General features: G+C 34.3%; 19 protein-coding genes and 1 pseudogene. 3 read left to right on the top strand and 17 right to left on the bottom strand.

Annotation, left to right across the window (positions count from 1 at the left end; translation table 11 throughout):
* Positions 1 to 123: 123 nt before the first annotated feature.
* The 11 genes from hutH to ACFCYN_RS05835 all read right to left on the bottom strand — a co-directional run bounded on the left by hutH (position 124) and on the right by ACFCYN_RS05835 (position 15,392).
* Positions 124 to 1,683, bottom strand: a complete 1,560-nt coding sequence (gene hutH / locus ACFCYN_RS05885) for a histidine ammonia-lyase (RefSeq protein WP_375948115.1) — start codon at positions 1,681 to 1,683, stop codon at positions 124 to 126.
* A gap of 32 nt (positions 1,684 to 1,715) precedes the next feature.
* Positions 1,716 to 3,083, bottom strand: coding sequence for an MFS transporter (locus ACFCYN_RS05880; RefSeq protein ID WP_375948113.1), 1,368 nt, complete (start codon positions 3,081 to 3,083; stop codon positions 1,716 to 1,718).
* 976 nt (positions 3,084 to 4,059) lie between these two features.
* Positions 4,060 to 5,193, bottom strand: coding sequence for an N-methyl-L-tryptophan oxidase (gene solA, locus ACFCYN_RS05875; RefSeq protein ID WP_375948111.1), 1,134 nt, complete (start codon positions 5,191 to 5,193; stop codon positions 4,060 to 4,062).
* 160 nt (positions 5,194 to 5,353) lie between these two features.
* Positions 5,354 to 6,646, bottom strand: a complete 1,293-nt coding sequence (gene murC / locus ACFCYN_RS05870; protein WP_098119524.1) for a UDP-N-acetylmuramate--L-alanine ligase — start codon at positions 6,644 to 6,646, stop codon at positions 5,354 to 5,356.
* Between the two features lie 303 nt (positions 6,647 to 6,949).
* On the bottom strand, positions 6,950 to 8,065 hold the full coding sequence (locus ACFCYN_RS05865; RefSeq protein WP_172447161.1) for a nicotinate phosphoribosyltransferase: 1,116 nt from the start codon (positions 8,063 to 8,065) through the stop codon (positions 6,950 to 6,952).
* Between the two features lie 97 nt (positions 8,066 to 8,162).
* Positions 8,163 to 11,552 (bottom strand): DNA translocase FtsK, encoded by a 3,390-nt coding sequence (locus tag ACFCYN_RS05860; RefSeq protein WP_375948109.1) that lies wholly within the window; start codon positions 11,550 to 11,552, stop codon positions 8,163 to 8,165.
* A gap of 301 nt (positions 11,553 to 11,853) precedes the next feature.
* A complete protein-coding gene (ytpR, locus tag ACFCYN_RS05855; RefSeq protein ID WP_172447160.1) occupies positions 11,854 to 12,459 on the bottom strand; it encodes a YtpR family tRNA-binding protein in 606 nt (201 codons plus the stop codon).
* A 14-nt stretch (positions 12,460 to 12,473) separates the two neighbouring features.
* On the bottom strand, positions 12,474 to 13,271 hold the full coding sequence (locus ACFCYN_RS05850) for a DUF1444 family protein (RefSeq protein WP_375948107.1): 798 nt from the start codon (positions 13,269 to 13,271) through the stop codon (positions 12,474 to 12,476).
* 14 nt (positions 13,272 to 13,285) lie between these two features.
* A complete protein-coding gene (locus ACFCYN_RS05845) occupies positions 13,286 to 13,606 on the bottom strand; it encodes a thioredoxin family protein (RefSeq protein ID WP_375948105.1) in 321 nt (106 codons plus the stop codon).
* Positions 13,607 to 13,677: 71 nt separating this feature from the next.
* On the bottom strand, positions 13,678 to 14,193 hold the full coding sequence (locus ACFCYN_RS05840) for a DUF84 family protein (RefSeq protein WP_375948104.1): 516 nt from the start codon (positions 14,191 to 14,193) through the stop codon (positions 13,678 to 13,680).
* A 128-nt stretch (positions 14,194 to 14,321) separates the two neighbouring features.
* Complete coding sequence (locus tag ACFCYN_RS05835) at positions 14,322 to 15,392, bottom strand: M42 family metallopeptidase (protein WP_098119530.1); 1,071 nt, start codon at positions 15,390 to 15,392, stop codon at positions 14,322 to 14,324.
* Positions 15,393 to 15,553: 161 nt separating this feature from the next.
* Here ACFCYN_RS05835 and ACFCYN_RS05830 point away from each other — a divergent pair, with 161 nt between their 5' ends.
* Positions 15,554 to 15,865: a PepSY domain-containing protein gene (locus ACFCYN_RS05830; RefSeq protein ID WP_056473349.1), complete on the top strand. Its 312-nt coding sequence runs from the start codon at positions 15,554 to 15,556 to the stop codon at positions 15,863 to 15,865.
* A gap of 14 nt (positions 15,866 to 15,879) precedes the next feature.
* Here the strand turns inward: ACFCYN_RS05830 and ACFCYN_RS05825 are convergent, their stop codons facing one another.
* Positions 15,880 to 16,722: a YtnP family quorum-quenching lactonase gene (locus tag ACFCYN_RS05825; RefSeq protein WP_375948102.1), complete on the bottom strand. Its 843-nt coding sequence runs from the start codon at positions 16,720 to 16,722 to the stop codon at positions 15,880 to 15,882.
* 140 nt (positions 16,723 to 16,862) lie between these two features.
* Positions 16,863 to 17,027 (bottom strand): annotated as a pseudogene (locus ACFCYN_RS05820) (DnaA ATPase domain-containing protein); the annotation flags it as partial.
* Between the two features lie 228 nt (positions 17,028 to 17,255).
* Between ACFCYN_RS05820 and ACFCYN_RS05815 the strand changes: the two are divergent.
* Positions 17,256 to 18,038, top strand: coding sequence for a class I SAM-dependent methyltransferase (locus tag ACFCYN_RS05815; RefSeq protein WP_375948100.1), 783 nt, complete (start codon positions 17,256 to 17,258; stop codon positions 18,036 to 18,038).
* Positions 18,039 to 18,116: 78 nt separating this feature from the next.
* Here the strand turns inward: ACFCYN_RS05815 and trmB are convergent, their stop codons facing one another.
* A complete protein-coding gene (gene trmB / locus ACFCYN_RS05810; protein WP_172447155.1) occupies positions 18,117 to 18,758 on the bottom strand; it encodes a tRNA (guanosine(46)-N7)-methyltransferase TrmB in 642 nt (213 codons plus the stop codon).
* Between the two features lie 155 nt (positions 18,759 to 18,913).
* Between trmB and ACFCYN_RS05805 the strand changes: the two genes are divergently transcribed.
* Positions 18,914 to 19,192, top strand: a complete 279-nt coding sequence (locus ACFCYN_RS05805) for a YtzH-like family protein (RefSeq protein ID WP_098119534.1) — start codon at positions 18,914 to 18,916, stop codon at positions 19,190 to 19,192.
* Between the two features lie 25 nt (positions 19,193 to 19,217).
* Here ACFCYN_RS05805 and ACFCYN_RS05800 read toward each other — a convergent pair whose 3' ends face one another.
* The 3 genes from ACFCYN_RS05800 to thpR form a co-directional block, all read right to left on the bottom strand.
* Positions 19,218 to 20,012, bottom strand: coding sequence for a phosphotransferase family protein (locus ACFCYN_RS05800; RefSeq protein ID WP_172447153.1), 795 nt, complete (start codon positions 20,010 to 20,012; stop codon positions 19,218 to 19,220).
* Positions 20,013 to 20,152: 140 nt separating this feature from the next.
* Complete coding sequence (gene pulA, locus ACFCYN_RS05795) at positions 20,153 to 22,312, bottom strand: type I pullulanase (RefSeq protein ID WP_375948097.1); 2,160 nt, start codon at positions 22,310 to 22,312, stop codon at positions 20,153 to 20,155.
* Between the two features lie 186 nt (positions 22,313 to 22,498).
* Complete coding sequence (thpR, locus tag ACFCYN_RS05790; RefSeq protein ID WP_375948095.1) at positions 22,499 to 23,050, bottom strand: RNA 2',3'-cyclic phosphodiesterase; 552 nt, start codon at positions 23,048 to 23,050, stop codon at positions 22,499 to 22,501.
* Position 23,051: the final 1 nt, after the last annotated feature.

The following is a 23,051-nucleotide window of genomic DNA, read 5'->3' as shown; positions in this document are numbered from 1 at the left end:
AATTCTCCTTTTTTAACTATTTTTTAGTGTCTTAGTTGAGTGATTGTTAGTAAATTTAAACTTTGAATAAATCAAAAAAAAGAAGCAGTTGTACTCTAGAGTATAACTGCTTCTTTAACATTTTCATAATTCCATGACGCCTATTCTCTCTTCAACAAGTGAAATAATTTCACCTTCATGAATCAGATGACAAATTGTCTCGATATCCGAATAAAAATATCGGTCCTCTTCGACTGTTGGAACTTGATTTCTAATTAACTCGTGAATACTTGCCGTTACTGGTGATGGTTTAAATGCATCATGGAAATCTAGAGCCTGAGACGCAACCATCAACTCGATTGCTAAAATATGCTCAAGTTTTTTAGAAATCTGATATGCTTTTCTAGCAGCATAATAAGCAAAGCTAACAACATCTTCTTGGTTAGCACATGTAGGTGTATTATCAATTGTTGCAGGATGCGAAAGAACTCTTATTTCATTAAGTAGCCCCGCCACAGTATATTGCGGAATCATATAGCCACTGTTTAAACCCGGATTGGCAACTAAAAAACTTGGAAGTTCACTTACATGATAATTTACTAGTCGATCGATACGACGCTCTGTAATTTTGGCTAGATTTGCCATTGCTATACACATCGTATCTGCATCAATCCCAATATAAGAGGCGTCAAAATTCCCGCCCATTAATGCAATGCCGTCTTCTTCCTCCGGCCATATAATCGGATTATCACTTGAAGAAATCATTTCATTTTTTATATTTTCCAAAGTATTTTTAAATACTTTTTTAACTGCACCATGAACTTGTGGTATACATCTTAAACTAAGTGCATCTTGTAATCGATAGTCTTTATACTGCTCCGCAATCTCACTATCATTTAAAATCATAGAAATGATTCGAGCAGTATTTGCTTGTTCTTTATGTTTTTTTACCGAGTGAAGACGCGGATCTAAAGCATTTATCGTACCTTTAAGTGCTTCTAATGACAAGGCTCCCGCGACATCTGCTGTTTTTACAGCTTGAATTGCATTATAGTTAGATAGTATTGCAAATGCCGTTACTGAAGTAGTACCACTTAAAAGTGCTAATCCTTCTTTGCATTCAAAAGTTACTGGCTTTAGTTCAGCCCGCTCTAATGCCTCAGTGCCACTTAGTAGCTCGCCTTTATACCATGCTTTTCCTTCACCCATTAAAACTAATGCCATATGTGCCTCAGGAGATAAGTATGCAACTGAACCATCACCAGGAACAAAAGGCAATATATCATTGTTCAGCAGTGAAGCAATTAACTCTAAAACTTCTATTCGAACTCCTGAATAGCCATGTCCTATATTATTTAAAATCATTAATTGAATAGCTCTTACTACTTCTTTTTCAAGTGGCTCCCCTACAGAAACAGCATGAGATCGGACGATATTACGCTGAAGAGTATGTGCATCTTCCTTAGAAATCACTTCTGTAACATTGCTTCCAAAGCCAGTAGTTACTCCATAAACTGCTCGTTCTTCTTCAAGAAACTTTTCAATTAAATTACGAGAATGATTTATTCTAAGAATGTAGTTTTCTGTGAATGATACTTTTGCTCCATATCTTGCAACTGCAATCACTTCGTTTATCGACAACTCATGATCTCCAAGAATAACCTCTTTAATATTTTTTGGATGAATAAAATCGTTCTTGGCCATCACTTACACCTCTTAATAATGAATATCTTTGTTTAATGGATCGATACTGATTGTTTATTCGTTTCAATTAAATCCTCTTCAAGTAAAGGATTACTAGCTTCATTTAATGATAGTGATTTTGTTTCTGGAGCCCAAGCTATTGAAACAATCGTACCTATAAATAAAATGATAGACATACCAATCATTGAAGGTGCCATTCCCATTGAACTAACACTTATAGGTAATAAGAAAGTCCCAATAGCTGACCCAATTCGACTAACTGCTGTTGTCAATCCAACTCCAGTTCCACGAACCTCTGTAGGAAATAATTCAGCAGGATAAACTAACGTTAAATTAGATGCTGCAGACATTACAAAAGTAAAGATTGCAAAGACAATGATTGCGATTGTATGTAGTCCTGGCGGTAATACTGTTAAAGCAAATAATGAAATCGTTAAAATAATAAATGTATTAATTGTAAATCCTCTACGAGTTAATTTTTCAGTGCACCAAACACCAGCAACCGCCCCTACTAAAAGGAACAAGTTCAGTACCATATCCACACCAAATGTTTCTTCAAATCCCAGTTTACTTAAAATAGTTGGTAGGAACGTATAAATTGCAAAATAAGGAACTACTTGACACATATAAAAAAGCGATCCGAATGTCGTACGTTTCCAAAGTTGTTTATTGAATAAATCCGAAACTTTGTATGCTTGTTTAGAATGAGTACCAACTGTTTCATCCATTATAGCATTTTCACCAATATACTTCCGAACGATGGCACGTGCTTCTTCAACACGACCCATTTTTAATAACCAAAGTGGTGACTCCGGAGTACCAAATCGTAACAGTAAGACAATCAAACCAGGGAGTGCAGCACTTACTAGCATCCAACGCCATGCGTCTGGACCCGTTTTTTCTAAGTAATAGCCTACTAGATTTGAGGCTACATATCCTACTGTCCATAATACGTTTAATGAAGATAATAACATCCCTCTATACTTTCTAGGTGCAAACTCCGCTAGTAAAGTTGATCCTACAGCATAATCCCCACCAAGTGCTACACCTATTAATATCCTTAATGCAAATAGCGTATATGGATCGTGAACAAAAAACTGCAGGGCTGATGCGATTGTAATAATCACAAAGTTTGCTAAATATATTTTCTGCCTACCAATGCGATCTGATAATCCGCCTAAAAACAAACTACCGAAAAAAAGTCCGATTAAAGCAGAACTACCGATTAACCCTTCCCAAACTGAATTTAACTTCATTTGTGGGCCAAGTAGCGAAAGTGCCATGCCTATAATTCCTAACGCATAGCCGTCTGAAAAATTCGATCCAAACGTAAGCGCAGTAATCCGAATATGAAATTTATTAAGCGGTGCATCATCCATCATAAATGTTTTTTCCTTCAAAAAAATACCCCCTTATTTAGCTATTTAGATAAAATTTAAGTTTAAAAAAATAGTAAGTAATACATAACTACTTACTTTATGTTCATAAAGCGCTTACAAAATATTCTTTATATTTAATAAATTATAATAATTACTCATAAAATTATCTCTAGATAAAGTTTCGGATTACTAGCACAATATTGCTGAAATTGGCTTATGGGTCTGTTTACGTAGCTGGATAAAGGCTATGGGCATAGGGGAAATTTAATAGATTGATATTTCGTGTACAATCAGAACTATGAAACAGCATTCTTAGTTCTGATCGTGTTGAAATATAGCTTAGTCAATTTTAGAAAATACGAACACTTTTTGAACTTTGTTGATAAGGTTGTGAAATTTGTTGATATAGTTGGATTTTTTGTTGATATAATTGGATTTTTTGTTGATATATCGTGAGTTTTTGTTGATATAGAGGAGTTCTTCGTTCATATTGCGGAATTCTTCGTTGATCTAACGTGGACCTTTGTTGATATTGCGGAGTTCTTCGTTGATCTTACGTGGAGCTTTGTTCATATTGCGGAGTTCTTCGTTGATCTTACGTGGAGCTTTGTTCATATTGCGGAGTTCTTCGTTGATCTTACGTGGAGCTTTGATCATATTGCGGAGTTCTTCGTTTATCTTACGTGGACCTTTGTTGATATAGCGGAGTTCTTTGTCATTAAAATATGTTAGCAATAATGATTTAAAGGATAGATCATTTTTTGTTGATTAATCAGCAGACTTTTTGAGATTTTTACGATTTTATTAGTATTTACATTGTTAAGGTTGCTGATCAATTAGCTTTATTGCCTTTCTCTCACTCCTTTTCAACGTGATTCATAGACTTATTTGCCGTTTTGCAATTTTTTATTGCAGTTTTGCCATATTTATTTGCACTTCCCCCCGACCTCGTAATATTAACCTGTTCAATATATAAAGAGATAGCCCATTAGCTATCTCAAAAACGATTTAAAGAAAACATGCTCAAATCAAAGGCAGATTTTTGTTTTGTTACTAGGTCAGCGATGATTTCTCCTACGCCGCTTGCAAATTTAAAGCCGTGTCCAGAGAAGCCTGTCGCAATGATTATATTTTTATTTTCAGGATGCTGATCAATGATAAAATGCTCGTCTGGAGTCATTGTGTATAAGCATGTTTTCCCTTTTAATAGTTTGCCATTGGCTTTTGGAATATACTGACTTAAAAAACTTCGTAAGTCAGCCTCATCTTCTTTGTATTCCCCGAATTCCCTGTTAAATTTATTTGGATCCACACTATGCCCTCCATCATGTCGTCCAATTTTCAGTCCGCTGTTATGAAGATTCGGGAAACCGTAGTAGTGCTCATCAATTAGATCAATCGTGAATGCTGGTAGCGAATTAGAATCATAAAGCATTTTATCGCATTCAAACCAACCAACTGTTTTACGGATAGGCTTTAGCGGAATATGTACGCCAGTCTTTTCAAGTATTTTCCCAGACCAAGCACCTGCACAGACGACAAGTTTATCTGCTGTGTATATAGCATCCTCTGTACGTACAATGGCTATATTTGAATCGATTTCAATATCCATAACAGGCGTGTTTGTTTTAAGCGAATTTCCTTCCTGGATATATAACTCCTTATATGCTCTAATACAATCCTCACTAAAAAGAATTCCTGACGATGTTTCTAAGCAGCCTATAAACCCTTCTGGCAAATTCATACCAGGCCATCTAGCATTTATCTCACTGCCATCTAGTATTTCTAGTGGCAACGAAAATTCTTCTGCACTTTTTTTTACTTCTTGTGTAAAGGTAGAACCGGGTGCTCCTGCGCATAAAACTCCTGTTTTGGAAAATAATTTTCTTCCTGAAATTTGTTCTAACTCTTCCCATAACTTTTGTGCCCGTAATGCTAATGGTACGTATTCTCTACTTTCACCGTATGCATGGCGAATGATTCTTGTATCTCCATGGTGGCTACCGAAGCTATGTGGTGGATCAAAAGCATCTATTAATAGTGTATTTTGATTTCTTTTTGATAAATAGTATCCTGCTGCCATTCCCATCGAACCTGCTCCAACAATGATTACTTCATAGTGTTTATTCATTATTTTACTCCTCTACTTGTTTCGCTCGTTTGACATATTCTTTTTATAATTATGATATACCTTCTTTTTAGGAGGAGGAGTTTGGGTATGATATCGATTTTTACTGAATTCCAAATAAAAAACCCGTCTATGAATACCTCATAAACGGGTTTACAGTTTTTTAAAGTTTTTCGTAAGCTGCTTGATATTTTTGAATATCACCAGCACCCATAAAAATTAGAACACTATTTTTATGGTTTTGTAAATTGCTGATATTGTCATCAGTTAATAATTCTGCACCTGCGATTTTACAAGAAAGGTCACTAATTGTTAATGTTCCCTTTTCTTCTCTTGCAGAACCAAAAATATCACATAAGTAAACTTTATCTGCTTTTTCTAATGTACTAGCAAACTCATCTAAAAATTTACTTGTTCGTGTAAATGTATGCGGTTGGAAAACAGCTACAATTTCACGTTCAGGATATTTTTGACGTGCAGCTTGAATCGTAGCTTGGATTTCAGTTGGATGATGAGCATAGTCATCGATTAACACCTGATCTCCAAAGCGCTTCTCACTGAAACGACGTTTAACGCCACCATATGTTAATAATCTTGCTTTAATAATCTCTGCATCGATTTCTTCATAATGGCAAAGCGCAATTACTGCTAAAGCATTTAAAATACTATGATCACCATATCCTGTAATTTCAAAAGTAGCATAATACGTATTACGGACGAATACATCAAATGTTGTACCATTTGTATGCTTTTCGATATTACGAGCTTGGAAATCATTGTCCTCGTTAAATCCATAATACATTACAGGTACTTTTGCATAAATACGTTGAAGATGTTCGTCATCTCCACATGCAATGATACCCTTTTTAACTTGATCAGCCATTTGTTGGAAAGCATCGAATACATCGTCTACACTCTTATAATAATCCGGGTGATCAAAATCAATATTTGTCATGATGCAATAGTCTGGAAAGTATGATAGAAAATGACGACGGTATTCACAAGCTTCAAATACAAAATACTCGCTGTCTTTTTCGCCTTTACCAGTACCATCCCCAATTAAAAAAGAAGTTGGACGCGCACCTGAAACGACATGAGCAAGTAAACCTGTAGTTGAGGTTTTGCCATGTGCTCCAGTAATAGCAACGCTAGTAAATTTATTCATATATTCACCTAAGAATTTATGATAGCGTGCCATCGGGATTCCTTTTTCAATAGCAGCTGCAATTTCTTCATGAGTGTCAGGAAATGCATTACCTGCTATTACAAATTGGCCTTCTTTAATATTTTCTTTATCAAATGGTAAAATCGTAATATTTTTTTTTCGTAATTCATTTTCAGTGAAAAAGTGCTTTTCATAATCTGATCCCTGAACGGTTAAACCAGAATCATGTAAAATTTGTGCCAAAGCACTCATTCCAGTACCTTTGATTCCTACAAAATGGTAAACTGTCATATTAAAAGAACCTCCAAAATCGATCACTAATACAACGGCCTATCTCTTAGACAGTATATGTGTGAATAAAAGAAATGGCATCAATATTTTATAATTTTGATGCGTTATTACTTTGCCGAGTCTAGTTATTATTTAAATGATAACTAACTTAAATTTTTACGCAATTAGTATTATATCACTTTAACCCTCACAGGACTAATTATTTTAAGTCGCACAATAAGGAAATAGATGGAAAGTTAATCACTTTAAGCCATCTATTTATATTGAAATATCATAAGTTTTTAATTTAAACTACTTACCCCTTCATAATCTAGGGCTCATTTCTACTTTTTCTAGTCGCGGGTTTTCACGAAGCTTTCTTCCGGCTTTTGCTTGCATAATGCCATTTAGCGCAACATTATCGCCTGTAAAGCCTATGTTAACCTTTAATAAACTTCCGCCGACACCATATAAATCTACTGGTACACCTTGTTTTTCAAATGCTAGAATTCGTTCAACTGTAAATCCACCGCTTACAACAATCTGTACATGATGATAACCTTCTTGATCAAGAGCATTTCGTAAAGCGAAAATTAAAGGTGGATTTACCCCTCTCGGATCGAAGCTTCCTAACAAATCAGGATTACCAATAAAATATTGATCAATCATTGTTCTAGAAGTATCTACACGAACGGCTTTTAATTTACTACCAAATTCACGCGCGACTTTTAGTGCATCATTTATCACATCATTATTATAATCTACTAGGACAATTAAATCATCTTGTGGATACACCTCTGTATAAGCACGAGCAGCCTCCACAATATCACCATTATACATTTGAATTAGAGCATGAGGCATTGTACCCATACCTTCATTGCCCCACCACTCATTCATTGCATGGGTTGCTTGCGCAGTAGATCCACCAATAAATGCCGCATAACCGTCACCTGCTTGGGTCGTAAAATGATCATCGCGATCACCCATAAAAATAATAGGCTTTTTAATGCCTGCAGATTTAGCTGAATGTTTTACGTTGTATACATTTGTTGCTACAGATGTACGGCGAGCCAAAATCCCATCAATTATTCCTTCTAAATACCCGAAATCAGCATATTTACCGGTAATTGTTAATACAGTCTCAAACGGTTCAATCTTATCTCCATCCTTTAATGAATGGACAATAAGTTTTTCCGGATTGTCTGCAAAAGTTTGTAAAATAGCAATTGCCTCATCAGTTCCACAAAGTACTGCACTTTCTCTCTGGAAAAATTGCATCGTTACTTCAGTGTCTGGCTTTTTATGTCGAATAATTTCTCTAGTTTTTAAAAAGTATACAGCTGAAAACCAGCCTTCACCGATTCGATCGTCAAATTTAAACGTTTGGTTCGTTAATCGGTTTATTTTACCTTGTAATTTTAAATCTAATTCTTTTTCCATGAATCTTCACCTGCTGAAAAGTATCGTTCTTTTTTTCTAGTATGGGTTAAAAAAACTTTAACATTCGTTACTTAAATTTTACCGCTTTTCTAATGATTTACTCGGAACGAAACTCCTCTAGTGTAATAAGCACATCACGTGGTTTACTACCATTTTGACTTGATACAATTCCATGATCAAACATTAGGTCAATTAATCTAGCTGCACGGTTATACCCAATTCGGTAACGTCTTTGTAGCATTGAAACAGAAGCACCTTTTTGATCAATTACAAACTCAACTGCTTCATCAAAAAGTTCATCATCGACATCCTGTGCGTCTGCCTTTGCAACAAGCTCCTCTTGGTTAAATAAGTAATTCGGTTTTTGTTGGTCTTTTACAATCTCTACAACATGTTCGATTTCATCATCTGATACATAAACTCCTTGTAATCGAATTGCTTGAGATTTTCCATTATCTAAGAATAACATATCTCCTCGCCCAAGTAACTTTTCAGCTCCGCCAATATCTATAATTGTTCTAGAATCTACTTGTGAGGATACCGTGAATGCAATACGTGTCGGTATATTCGATTTAATAATCCCTGTAATAACGTCAACTGAAGGACGTTGAGTCGCAACTAGCAAATGAATTCCGCAAGCTCTCGCTTTTTGAGCAATACGGCAAATATAAGTTTCTACATCTCCAGGAGATACCATCATTAAATCTGCTAGCTCGTCTATAATAATGACTAAGTACGGTAACTCATCATTATAAGCACTTTTTTTCTTCGCCAAATCGTTGAATCGTTTTATATCCCTTGCGCCAGCATGAGCAAATAAATCATAACGGCGATCCATTTCATCACAAGCCCACTTTAAAGCTGCAGTCGCTGCTCTAGCATCAGTAATGACTGGAGAAATTAAATGTGGAATATGATTGTATGGTGCAAGCTCAACCATTTTTGGGTCAATTAATATTAATTTCACTTCATGAGGTTTCGCCTTATATAAAATGCTTACTAGAATTGAATTAATACATACACTCTTTCCTGAACCAGTGGCACCAGCAATTAGACCATGTGGCATTTTTGAAATATCGGCATAAACAGGATCTCCACCTATATCAAGTCCAAGAGCAACAGTTAAAGGCGATTCGCTTTGCAAAAATTTCTCCTGACTTACCAATTCCCTTAAATACACAGGCTTGCTCTCTTTATTTGGTACTTCTATTCCAATAGCACTTCGCCCAGGAATTGGCGCCTCAATTCGAATATCCCTAGCCGCTAAGCTTAATTTAATATCATCTTGTAAGTTTGTTATTTTATTAACTTTTACACCAGGTTCGGGCTGTACTTCGAATCGGGTTACTGTTGGACCTTGAGTTGCAGCAATTACTCTAGCTCCTACATTAAAATTGTGTAATGTTTCTTGTAGTAACTGTTTTTGTTCTTCAACCCAATCTCCATCATTAAATTGTTCCATTGGAGGTTCGATTAATAAATCTAACTCTGGTAATTCGTATAGTACAGGAGGCATACTTGGTAACTCTTCAATTAATACTTGTTGTTCATTATTTTCTACAGTCTCTACTTTTAAGTTTATTTCGATTTCACTTTTTTCGCTGCTAACTTCAAGTTCTTGCCTAGGCTGAACTTCTTCATTAGTATTTACTTCAACAATTTCTTCACTTTGTTGAACTTCAGTATCTGAAGGTAAAATTTCAGTTTGGTCATTTGTGCTAGCATTCTCAATCACTTGGTCATTTTGCTTTGAATCGACTTCTTCACTAATCTTTTCGATCGTTGCAGCTGATTCAGTCTGTAACTCACGAAGCTTTCTCATTATATTTGCTTTTCTCGAAGCTTCAACATCGCTACGAAGCATCATGACATTAAAAGGAAAATGACGTTTTTTCTCACGTTTTTCAACTGGACTAGCTTTAACTTCAGCTGTTTCTTCATCAGTTGAATGCGAAATAGAACTTTGATTTTCAACTGGATTCCCTACATCGCTTGAAAGTACTTCATATGAAGTTTCTTGATGTACTACCTCTTCTTTGACATCATCAAATTCAAGATTCGATTCAACTGCTTCTTGAGATTCGTTTACCATATCTTCAATGACTTGGGTAGTAACTACATTTTCTATCTTCTGCTCATTTACATCAGACATGCTATTTTCGATCGTAATCTCTTCAGTATGTTGATCTAATTCAATGACTTGGGTAGTAACTACGTTTTCTGTCTTCTGCTCATTTACATCAGACATGCTATTTTCGATCGTAATCTCTTCAGTATGTTGATTTAATTCAATGACTTGGGTAGTAGCTACATTTTCTGTCTTCTGCTCATTTACATCAGACATGCTATTTTCGATCGTAAACTCTTCAGTATATTGATTTAATTCAATGTTTTCAACTTCATTTTCATCAATCTTGACCATACTTTCGATTTCTTGTTCGTTTGAATCATCCACTTCATCAAAAAGTAGACTAGTAGTATCTTGATGTACTATTTCATTCTCATTAGAAGTTAGGACTGCCTCTTTTATCTCTTTATCCTCTATTTCAAAAGTAGGTGAATTAGATTGTATTTCCATCGGTTCAATTTGTAGTGTGTCAATCAGTTTAACTTTTTCTTTATTTACTATTTCATTTTGCAGTGACTCAATTTGTACCACTTCATTTTGATGAGTTTCAGTTATTTCGCCTTTAACTTCATCTGTATATTCAATTTCACTTTGAAGTATATCAAGTGGTTCCTCTTCGTTTTTCACTTCTAGTACATTTTCAATTGTTTCTAGTTGTTCCTCTTTAATTTCTTCTTTTTCAGCAACGTTTAACGTTTCATTTATATCTTCTGTTTTCCCACTTAAATCACTATTTTGACTATTAAAGGAATCACTAAGTTCTTCCATAATCATATTATTTTGTACTACTTCTTCTTTTTCTGTCGAAGTTTCATTTACTGTTTCTTTCTCTTCTTTTATGGTTGGTTTTTGATACCCATAAATTGGTGAAATATATTCACTTGGACGAAAGGGTGTTTTTCTTTTCGGTTTAAAGACAATATCAACCTTTTCTTCTTTTTCTTCTTTTGATGCTTCTTCTTTGTTAATTACAGTTGATTTTTTATTAAGTCGACTAGTTAAATTACTATGGTTATATTGACTACTGTCAAAACTATTCTTTTGATTATATGTAGGTTGATTATTTTCTCGTTTTATTGTGTTTGTCGTTTGCTGTAATTTTTGCCAAAAATCATCTTGTCTTTCTTGTCGAGATACTGAAGCTGGCTCAACTTTTGTTTCTTTTATAGGATTTGTCTTCGGTAATTCTTCATCTAATTCAATTGGAAATCTAAATTTCGGACGCTCAAGAAAAGCGTTTCTATTTTTTTCGATAGAGTGTGATTGATATACTTTCTCCTCAACAGGCTCATCTTTAATCTCTTCTTCAATCTCATTAAGGCTATTTGCCTTAAAAAGGCTTTTTAACCAATTTTTCATTTTTCTCACTCTCTCTATTTCTATTCGTACCTTTTATTTTACCATGTGACATAGTGACAAAAAACACATTATTATTACATTTTGTGCTATTACAAACATATTTCGATATCTAGTATGTCAGACAATTGACAAATGCTCGCTTTCATCATTCAATCACTTGTTTTATTACTGTATGACATTAAGTAGAGTGAGCAATGCCTATCTAGAAACTTAAAACATTTCAATGCTTTATTAAACATAGCTCCAATAAAATAAAAAATGCTAGAACCAATTTATGGTCTAGCATTTATTTGTTATTTAATTAGTTAAAAAAAGCTTTCCCAATTTCAGCATCGGCTTCTAAAACTAAAATGCCTTTTTCTTGTGGTGCGTTTGGTAAGTCAAGCTCACGTGCAGAACAGATCATTCCGAATGAATCAACTCCACGTAAATTAGCATCTTTAATGACTAAACCTGATGGCATTACTGCACCAACTTTTGCAACGACAACTTTTTGTCCTTGATCAACATTCGGTGCGCCACAAACAATTTGTAATTCTTCAGTACCAACATCTACTTTACAAATGTTTAATTTATCAGCATTTGGATGTTTTTCTTTTTCGATTACATATCCGATGACAAATTTAGGAGAAAGGTCTAATACTAGTTTATCTTCAAACCCTTCTTTTTCTAATAATTCATTTATTGTATTTACAATATGTTCAGTGATTGTCACAACACCATTTTCTTGAACATCTACATATGTTGACGCTTCAAACACGTTAATTGCAACAGTTTCATTTGTAACTACACTATAAACACGTGCAATATTCCCTTTACGTTCAACTTGGCGATCTTCTGATGGAATTTGTTTTAATGTAATTAAAAGCGTATCACCAATTCCTTCTTTGTTATAAAAAATATTCACAGATTTCTTCCTCTCTATTGCTTCTTTTGTTTCCCTAAAATAAATACTGGCATTAATTTCTCGTTTTCATAAGCAAACGATAAAGATGTAATTGGTATTTTCCCACTTGCAAAGAAACTCATATTCATTTGCGCCATTATATCATAACCTATGTTATTTCGAATGTCAGCAAGGATTAGCACGTCTCCATGAGGGATTCCTAATAATAATTCGCCTTTAATTTTCGATTGAATTTCTTTAATAAATAAACTGTTCAATACTCTGCTTGCATCGTATCCATCATTTGATCGGATAAAATAAAAAGTATTATCTGCAACAACGTCTTCTTTCACTTGAACGGGCATCTTTTGTAAATTAACAATAGCAATCGAATGAATCTGCTCTTTTGTATAGCCAGATTTGACTAATAAATTTTCATCGATTAATTGATATGTTTTATCTGAATCAATAGCATAGTAGATTCTAGTTTCTGCTGTATGTTCGGTTGTTACGAAAGAGTTGCCTTCTTCCTTTTCAGTTGGGAATGAAGTAGCTCGAATAACAGGTCGAATCTGCTCTTTGAGGAATGCAGCTTGAGAATGCATAGCCAAAAGAGCTTCTTTTATATAGTAAATTAATTCATTAAATGCTGCTTCACCATCTGCTTCATACTTTGCTACAGCACTGTTTAAAGAGACACTCATTCCTTTTTTACTTTCAATCCCTTCAATTCGAAGGTCTTCTTTTTCACGATCGTATATAAAACGCCACTCTGCATTTCCAAGGCGATTTTCTATCATTTTTTTTATGTCTAGCGTTGTTTTTTTAGCCAATTGTTTTCCCTACCTTATTTCCCTCTTAATCCTTCAAGAAACTCTTCTACTTGTTCCTTTGTTTTACGGTCTTTATTTACATATCGTCCAATTTCTTCACCTTTATTAAATGCTACAAAGCTTGGTATTCCAAAGATATCTAGATTTTGACATACCTCAATGAATTGATCACGGTCTACATAATAAAACGTAAAATCTTTATTTTCATCAATGATTTCTTGGAAGAACATATCTAAAAATCTGCAGTCTGGGCACCAATTTGCTGAAAATTGGAATACAACTTTTTCCCCTTGTTTTGCTTGTTCGAATTGCTCAAATGAAGTAATTTTTTCCATTCTGTTTCCCTCGCTTAATTCGTTTTCTTTTATTTTACTTTATTTTTATCGATATGCAAAAAGGACGGCTTTCAAATCGTTTTTTCCTTAAGTTTTTTGAATTCATACTGTCCTAATAGTAGCTCACAAATATGTTCAAAAATTTGCGTTCTTGTAATTCGACCATTTGTAAAAATACCTACTGCCCCTTCTTTACTACGAATATCTTTTTCATTCGTATAACGTTCCATTAAAACAGCCAGTTCAGTGCCGTTTTGCAAATCGCTTATAAATTCGCTTGGTAGCAAAATCTTTGCACCGCTTGCTAAAACAACATCATTTTCATAAACAAGTGCTCCCCAGTTACAAAGGAACAGTTTATCGTTTTCAATAATCACTCCACCTTCTAATCCTATACCAATATCAGATCCACGTGCCAATCGAGCGTTATGCGCTCTGTTTACAGCGCCATTCATCGTTTCCAGATCTGTCAAAGGCTGATCCGAAACATTTGATGGAACCTTGATCCCTGATACTGAAAAATCTTTAAATACATTTTGTACTGCTCCTACTTTTGTAGGATTAAGTGAGCCGATCGTTATTTTCATTACTATTACCTCGCTCATTTGAATTTCTTATATCACATTCTCTTAATGAGTATCGCCTCATTCAATTTAGACTAATCTCTTTTATTGCTCAAAAAAGAAAAGAAGCCCCAATGCTGAGGCTCCTTAGCTTAATAATTACGCAGTGTTTCAACAGTTGTTTTATCAGTTGCTTTAACTAGTTTAACAAGTAATTCTTTCGCAGCTAAGTAATCATCAACATGAATAATTGAAGCCGCTGTGTGAATGTAGCGTGAACAAATACCAATTACAGCAGAAGGTACACCATCGTTTGAAACATGTACTCGTCCAGCATCTGTTCCACCTTGTGATACAAAGTATTGATAAGGTATATTATTCGTTTCTGCAGTATCTAAAATAAATTCACGTATTCCTTTATGTGTAACCATCGTACGGTCTAAAATTCGTAGTAAAACACCTTTACCTAATTGACCAAATTCAGATTTCGCACCCGACATATCATTTGCTGGGCTCGCATCAAGTGCATAAAAAATATCTGGTTTAATCATATTTGCTGCAGTTTGTGCTCCTCTAAGTCCAACTTCTTCTTGAACAGTAGCACCTGAATATAAAATATTAGGTAATGTTTCATTTTGAACTTCTTTTAATAATTCAATCGCAAGTCCACATCCGTAACGGTTATCCCAAGCTTTAGCCATAATTTTTTTCTCATTTGCCATAGGCGTAAAAGGACATACAGGTACAATTTGTTGCCCTGGACGAATACCAATATTTAAGGCATCCTCTTTGTTATCTGCACCGATATCAATTAACATATTTTTTATATCCATTGGTCTAGCTCTTAGCTCATCGCTTAATAAATGCGGAGGAATCGAACCAATTACTCCGATAACCGGACCTTGATCTGTCATAATTTGAACTCTTTGAGCAAGCAATACTTGACTCCACCAGCCTCCTAGTGGTTGAAATCTTAACATACCGTTTTCCGTAATTTGAGTAACCATGAATCCAACTTCATCCATATGTCCCGCTACCATTACAGTAGGTCCATCTTCAGTTCCACGTTTAACTCCAAAAATACTTCCTAGGCGATCTTGTACTATTTCATTCGTATATTTCTCAAGTTCTTTTCTCATAAAATGACGAACTTCATGTTCAAATCCTGATGCACCTTGTAATTCTGTTAAAAACTTAAAAAGCTGTAGAGTATCTTGATTCATATTTTCGTTCCTCTCTATACAAAACATATCTTCCATTTTTTATTTTATCTAAAAATAACATATAATACCAATGCTAAACGTTGAAAAGTTGCCTCTATTTGACTAAGATAAGTAGTAGAATATTTATTCAAGCGCATAATACTTAAATAGAGGTGGTACAAATGAAACTTAAACGCGTCCTAATTGGCTTAGGTTTAGGTGTTGCTGGTGGTCTATATTTACAAAAAAAATTATCTTCACAATATATTCCAGCAGAAAAAGCATTAAAAACAATTAAACCAGTGTTTCTTTCATATGGCAATGTAACTGGAACTTGGATTCACTCAGAACCAAAGTGGGCTGACTTACCAGATTATGAAGGTGATGTTTATGAAGGTGGTTTTACAGTAGTAGAGTCAGACAATGATACTACTAACTATTCATTCATCATTAATGCTGTAAATGGTGAGCTAATTTCAGCTCAAATTGTTTAAAAACGATATACAAATTATTTGGAGCGTTCGATCGACTGTAATACTTGTCCTTCAGCGCTCCATTTTATTGCTCTATACACATTATCGTGATAAAACGTAAACCAAGAATTTTTTTGCATTCCAAAATTGACCCATTTTTCTTTTGCATAAATTGACGTCATTGGATAATCATCATATGCCATCACCCATAACGGAGATTGATGCGCATGTGTAGGCATTAAATCCCCCATATGCAATAATAGTTCATTCTCAGTTTCTATTTTAATAATGCTATGTCCATCGCTATGGCCACCTGTATGGATAATCGTTATTTCATCTGATAGAACATATTCATTTTCAAATGTAATAATTTGATCTTGAATCGCTTCCCAATTTTCTTTCCAATATGTATTATTTGAACGGATATTAGGATTTCTCATCTCATCCCATTCGATCCTGGAAGTAATAATTTTTGCCTTTGAAAACACAGGATTAAATTCACCGTTTTCAAATTTCGTTAATCCACTCGCATGATCAAAATGCAAATGAGTCATTATGACATAATCGATATCATCTAGCTTTAATCCATGCTTCGCTAATGATTCTTCGATTGCAGAATCCTCTGTTACCCCAAAATTTCTTTTTTGCTTCTCATTTAATTTGTTCACACCAATTCCGCTATCAATGATAATATTTAAACCGTTTGTTTGAATAAATACTGGATCAGTTCGTAATGGAATTTGGTTCTTTTCATTAACAACATACTTTTTAGACCAAAGTGCTTTTGGAACAACTCCAAACATAGCTCCACCATCTAATTGGGTGTTTCCTCCAGTAAGCCACTGAATTGTACAAGTTCCAATCTTTAATAGCTCCATACTTATCCCCCTTCTTTTTTACTAGACGTAAATATTATACCACTTTTTGAAATTTACTGAATATTATAAGCCTGGGTTAAGGAAAAGATAAGTGAATTCAATAAAGAAAGAGTTTGCTTTCTGTTTATTTAGCTAAAAATATTTCTGAACTCGATCGCTTTATTGTCGCAAATTGAGTTAATAGACTCATTTGTAAATTTTTCTGATGATAAATATACTACCTTGGCATGCGGATTATGCTCTAGCACATAATGTCCAATTGCGTGCATTAGGTGGGTCTTTCCTAATCCTACCCCATTGTTAATACACGAGCTTTTTAGCTGCAACACGCGCTCTAGCCGCCATTAAACCTTTTTCAACGATTTCAAAATCCTTATTTTAAAAATGGAAATTTCAGTAAAATGAAAAATAGTAAATCATAAGAATTACTTATCAACATTCATAAAAAAATGGTAATTTCCTTATTGTTTAAGGTGGATTAAGATGGATTTGAGTAACCATAATTAACGTACAAAATGAGAGGAGAAATGAGAATGGCAGACAAAGATTTCATCAAACAGCGTGTTCAAGGTCAATTTGGTAAAAATGCAGAAAAATACGTTTTAAGTGAAGGTCATGCGAATGGTGAGGATCTTGCCACTGCAGTCACTTTCTTGCAACCCACGCCAGAAGACGCTGTACTTGATATTGCTACTGGTGGTGGACATGTAGCAAAGACATTGGCACCACTTGTGAAAAATGTAACTGCAACAGACTTAACAGAGAAAATGCTTGAAACTACACGTATCCACTTGACCGAAAAGGGCATACAGAATGTAACCTATGTATTGGCTGATGCAGAGGAACTTCCATTTTTAAAGAATTCATTTGACATTGTCACTTGTCGTATCGCACCCCACCATTTTCCAAACCCAGATGTATTTATTCGGGAAGTCTCACGCGTATTGCGACCAAATGGACGATTCCTATTAATTGACAATATCGTGCCCGATGACAAGACATTGTCCGATTTTATCAATCTTGCAGAAGCAATTAGGGACCCAAGTCACGTCAAGTGTCTTACTAAAGCTCGGTGGAGAACATTATTTGAGGAAAATGGGCTCAAAGTAGAGCAAGACATTCTAAGAAAGAAAAAACATCCTTTTAATTCTTGGCTAGACAGAATGGCCCCAACTGAAGCTCATAAATTGGCGGTTACATCTATGCTCCTACAGGCTCCAGAAAATATTCAATCTTATTTTAATATCATTATAGAAGACGAGACGATCATTAGTTTTGAAACAGATCAATGGAGCGCACTCGCACTCAAACAGTAGAAGATAAAAAAGCAGGATAACAGGTCAAGAAAGTCTTATAAAGCCTTTCTCTAACCCTTATCCTGCTTTTTCTTATCCTTACTTTCTATACGCAGCTTCTACTCGATATATGCGGTTACCTTTTGACGAGAATTTTTCTTCATATTCTGTCATGATATTGCCTTCGAAATCACTGTTATGAAGGTCTAAACTTAAGAAATGCATCGTCATTCCATAGTTAGCCATACTCATAATTGAAAATTCAAATAAACTTTGATTATCTGTTTTAAAATGAATTTCCCCATCATTTTTTAAAATTTGTTGATACATACTTAAAAACGTTTTGTATGTTAATCGACGCTTTTCATGACGAACCTTTGGCCATGGATCAGAGAAATTTAAATAAACTCGATCTATCTCTCCGTCTGCAAAGAAATCCGTTAATTTTTGTGCATCTACATTTAAAAGCTTTAAATTTGGAACTTCCGCTTCAATTAATTTATCTAAAGCATCTGAAACTACACTTGTATACTTCTCAATTCCAATATAGTTAATATGAGGATTGGCTTTTGCCATACCTACCATAAAACGGCCTCTTCCAGTACCTACTTCGATATGAATCGGTTGGTCATTTTGGAATACGTCTTTCCAATTTCCTTTTTGCTCGCTCGGATTTGGAATTACATAATGAGCATATTGCTTTATTTGATCTGCCGCGCCGGGCTTATGTCTTAATCTCATAAGTTTTTTTACTCCCTCTCGATTTTGCAATTTGTATCTTCTCATTGAAAAAACCAAGCACTAAAATGGCACTCGGTTATTTACGTAAAGTATAAAATCATATCGTGTAACACAAACTATTTCAAGTGTACTTATTAAAAAAAGGATGTGAATTTATGCCTTTAAATCATGAGCATCAATTAACAATTTTACGCGATATTTTAATGAATCACCAATCAGATTGCTGTGGAACTGTATCAGAATGTGAGCAACTTGAAAGACTTGTACAATCTTTACTAACAAACGATCAAGTAACAGATGATGTAAAAGCTATGCTAAATGATGTTTACTATTATAGTCAGTCTGGGAAGTACTCTTCTGATTTAGACCAGCACATTAACAACCATCAAAATCAACTCTCTCAATGGGTGTCAGATTTCAATACGTATTCTTAATCTATGACAATTTCCGAGGAAATTTTTATTTAAAGTCTAATATTTTCTCAAGCAGGCTCTTCATTTTTTGAGTCTGCTTTTCATTTTCACGCAAAGTATACCATTTGATCCAGATGATTGTTTGAGCAACAACATACCAAGTCATTCGGTTCAATAGTTCATCTGTTAATTTTATTCCATAATTACGTAGCCATTTTTCCCAATCGTTTTGGTCTACATAAGTAAATAAAAACATACCTAGATCAAATGCTTTATCAGCAATAATTGCTTCATCCCAATCGATTAAATATAAATTATTCGCCTCAGTTAATAACCAATTATGATGATTTAAATCACTATGACAAACAACTAAGTCTTCTGGGTCAAAAGATGGCATATTTTCTTCTAAATATTCAATGCCTTTTACGATAATCTGGCTTTGTGTAAATTCCTCAGTTAAATTTCCTACAATTGTTTGAAGTAAATCTTGAGGTTCTAATGGATTAATCCCGAGCTTCGTTAACATATATAACAATTCTTTGGAAGAGTGGATACGATATAAGAATTGTGCAACCCCTTTCGCTGACAGCTCGAAAGGTTCAAGACTACGTGCGATTACCCACTCTTGAGCAGTAAGTACATCACCATTTTCTAGTCTTCTAGTCCAAACTAATTTTGGAACAAAACCAGCTGCTGATAAAACTGCTAAAAAAGGAGAAGAATTTCGTTTAAGAAATAATCTCTTATCATTGTTTTCAGCTATATACGCTTCACCAGTAAAACCACCGGCTGGCGAGATTGTCCATTCTTTTCCGAGTATTTCTTGTATATGATTATCCATTGATATCCGTTCCTTGTTGTTATATATGTTTGTATTTTAAAATTATTTTATTACAAAAAGAAAGATAGCCTATTACAATTAGCTGTAATAAGCCACCTTTTACAAGTTTACATCGTTTAATTAGAATCTGCAAGTAGTTGCTAGTATTTTACTAATACAACAGTAGAAAGTAATGGTATTGGTAATTTATTACATTCAGCTTTTATACCTTTTTCAACATAATGTTTATTACCATCCCATACATATTCCCAATTGTCTTCAATTCCGAGATCAATAGTAGTATCCTTTAGACCGTTATGAAATAACACCATTATTTCTTTAACACCGTCAATCTCTTCTATTCCAATAATGCGGTAGCCAATTATATTTTGATGGACCTTGACTGACTTTATATGCCTTAGTATTTCTTCTTTTAAAGAAAAACGGAGGCAATTAAAGCGCTTTCGAATCGCAATAAACTCTTTTACTATATTTATATAACTCGATTCACGTTCTGCTCTGGCCCAATCAATGCTATTAACAGTGTCCCCTGAATTATAACTGTTCTCAATACCTTCTTTTGTTCGAAAGAACTCCTGCCCGCTATGAATAAACGGAACTCCAAATGAAAACAGGACAATACTGGTGCCAAGTATGTGTCTCTTCTTTAGTAATTCTTCACTATCTTTTCCATTTGAAAGCTTCAATCGGTCCCACATAGTGTGATTATCATGCGATTCAACATAGTTTATTGATTGATAAGGCTCTTGAAATAAAGATACCTGGTTATTAATCCCGACGCTACCCAAAAGTAGATCGGACAAATAATCATGATTAAGATTCCCTTGGATAAATCCTATTTCTTGAACCGAAAATGTACTTCCTTTTATACCATCCCTGAATTTATCGTTAAAAAATCCAATCTTTGGTAATTGATGACTTTGGTTGATTGTTGCTTTTCGAGATGAAGGACTTAATGATGTGTTCAAATCCCAGCCTTCTCCAAAAATAATTATTTCTGGTTTTAAGATTGTCAATTCAGTTACAATCTGATTCATTGTATCCGTATCTAAAATTCCCATTAAATCAAACCTAAACCCATCGATGTCATATTCTTCAGTCCAATACTTGAGCGATTGAAGAATAAAACGTCTTGCCATCAGTCTTTCAGATGCAAAATCATTCCCTACCCCAGTGCCATTCGAAGGTAAACCTCGTTCATCTTGTCTAAAATAATATCCAGGTACAATTTTTTCAAAATTACTAGTTTGTAATTCGTAAACATGATTATAAACAACATCCATAATAATCCGTAATCCATGCTCATGATAAACTGAAATAAGTTTTTTTAGTTCAGTGATCCTTGTCATCGGTTCTTCCGGTTTTAAACTATAACTACCTTCTGGTGCATTAAAGTTTAACGGGTTATAGCCCCAATTATAGCTTTGGAATGGGTTATTTTCTTCTATCCCCTCAAAATCAAAGAATGGCAGAAGTTCAATATGTGTAACACCTAATTGACATAAGTAATCCAACCCTGTTGATAATTCATTGTAAGTAGTTCCTTTTTCATGAAATCCTTCGAAGGATCCTTTTTTATGAACTCCACTTAATGGATGTGAAGTAAAATCTCTAATACTAGCTTCATAAATAATACAATCCGTATACTTACTTTGTGGAGGATTATTTACCTTACTAACATGGCTAGCCTTTGACAAGTCAATTACAACACTATTTTTACCATTTAAAGTCACTGCTTTAGCGTAAGGGTCAACAGCTTCTCTCCAAATAAGATTTACACATACTAAATAGTTATAAACTAACCCATCACAATCTTGATCGATTACTACTTTCCATGTCCCTTTTCCGTCACGTTCCATTAACTTTTCAGTAAATTTTTCTTCATCACCATGATGTTGATAAATTCTTAATTTAACCTTCGATGCAGTTGGTGCCCATAGCTTAAATTGCGTGGAATGACTTGAATAACCCGCACCTAAATCTTCCCCGTCATAAGCATATTTTTCATCAAAATCATTTGAACGTATGACACCGCCAACTTGTAAATCTGTACGCACCCCAAATTCATCTTCAATCTCATACTTGTTTTCTAATAAAAGAACCTCAGGTGTGAAAACAGTATATTTTATAAACCTTTCAAACTCTATTCGTGTAACAATAGGAAGCTTAGTTTTCCGATTATCCTCATAAATTAGTTCAAAATAAGAATGCACTGTATGTTTGTTCGATTTGGGAATAATCATTGTTATTTCTTGAAATCCATCTATATAAGCTTCGTAAGCCCTTTTAATATGAAACAACGCTATTCACCATCCAGACTGTAAATTTAAAACTTTACTATAAAAAACGACTGATTAATATTTTCGTTATTTCCATCGATATGATTAGTATATTCACAAATAGGTAAAATGGATTCAAATCCATCAATTAACGAAGCAAGGTCTTACTCTTATTTCACCAATTCCCTCAAGATTTTGCCAATTTGTTTACTTCAACTTAATTGACGCTACACTCTGATAACTTGGTTTCTTAGTAGGTAGAATCTTATATAAAATGATTTCATCCGCTTCAAATTTTAGTGGGTCTTCCTCCCAGGTAAATGGGACCTTAAATTCTTTATCGAATATATCATTATATTTTTTTGCGATTGTAATATGCGGATTATAAGTACGTTTTTCAACTGAAAATCCAATTTTTTCACATATATTACTTATTCTATGTTGTAGATTGATTAATTCAATGCTATTTTCAAGACCAAACCACCATACACGTGGCTTTGCATCATTCCCAAATATCCCTAAATGTTGGACGGTCAAGTTGAAGCTTTTGAAATCATCAAGCTCTTCTTTTAATTGATCCATTAGTTCTACACTTTTGGTATATGTAACAGGGCCTAAAAATGATAAAGTAATATGAAAATCATCTTTAAAAGTCCATTTTTTAAATGGTAATTTTCCGACCCACTTTTGTGAAAAATCATCTAATTTTTCTTTAATTTGTAATGGCAAAGGAACAGCAAGAAAATAATGTTCACTCAAC

The organism is Gottfriedia sp. NPDC056225, from assembly GCF_042267765.1.
In the GTDB taxonomy this organism is placed as follows: Bacteria; Bacillota; Bacilli; order Bacillales; family Bacillaceae_G; genus Gottfriedia.
This window is presented reverse-complemented; position numbering and strand designations above follow the sequence as displayed.

Excerpts from the sequence above, each read along its gene's own strand:
- hutH (WP_375948115.1), bottom strand. The coding sequence starts at position 1,683 with ATGGCCAAGAACGATTTTATTCATCCAAAAAATATTAAAGAGGTTATT.
- solA (WP_375948111.1), bottom strand. The coding sequence starts at position 5,193 with ATGAATAAACACTATGAAGTAATCATTGTTGGAGCAGGTTCGATGGGA.
- murC (WP_098119524.1), bottom strand. The coding sequence starts at position 6,646 with ATGACAGTTTACCATTTTGTAGGAATCAAAGGTACTGGAATGAGTGCT.
- ACFCYN_RS05865 (WP_172447161.1), bottom strand. The coding sequence starts at position 8,065 with ATGGAAAAAGAATTAGATTTAAAATTACAAGGTAAAATAAACCGATTA.
- ACFCYN_RS05860 (WP_375948109.1), bottom strand. The coding sequence starts at position 11,552 with ATGAAAAATTGGTTAAAAAGCCTTTTTAAGGCAAATAGCCTTAATGAG.
- ACFCYN_RS05845 (WP_375948105.1), bottom strand. The coding sequence starts at position 13,606 with ATGGAAAAAATTACTTCATTTGAGCAATTCGAACAAGCAAAACAAGGG.
- ACFCYN_RS05840 (WP_375948104.1), bottom strand. The coding sequence starts at position 14,193 with ATGAAAATAACGATCGGCTCACTTAATCCTACAAAAGTAGGAGCAGTA.
- ACFCYN_RS05835 (WP_098119530.1), bottom strand. The coding sequence starts at position 15,392 with ATGAATCAAGATACTCTACAGCTTTTTAAGTTTTTAACAGAATTACAA.
- ACFCYN_RS05830 (WP_056473349.1), top strand. The coding sequence starts at position 15,554 with ATGAAACTTAAACGCGTCCTAATTGGCTTAGGTTTAGGTGTTGCTGGT.
- ACFCYN_RS05825 (WP_375948102.1), bottom strand. The coding sequence starts at position 16,722 with ATGGAGCTATTAAAGATTGGAACTTGTACAATTCAGTGGCTTACTGGA.
- ACFCYN_RS05815 (WP_375948100.1), top strand. The coding sequence starts at position 17,256 with ATGGCAGACAAAGATTTCATCAAACAGCGTGTTCAAGGTCAATTTGGT.
- trmB (WP_172447155.1), bottom strand. The coding sequence starts at position 18,758 with ATGAGATTAAGACATAAGCCCGGCGCGGCAGATCAAATAAAGCAATAT.
- ACFCYN_RS05805 (WP_098119534.1), top strand. The coding sequence starts at position 18,914 with ATGCCTTTAAATCATGAGCATCAATTAACAATTTTACGCGATATTTTA.
- ACFCYN_RS05800 (WP_172447153.1), bottom strand. The coding sequence starts at position 20,012 with ATGGATAATCATATACAAGAAATACTCGGAAAAGAATGGACAATCTCG.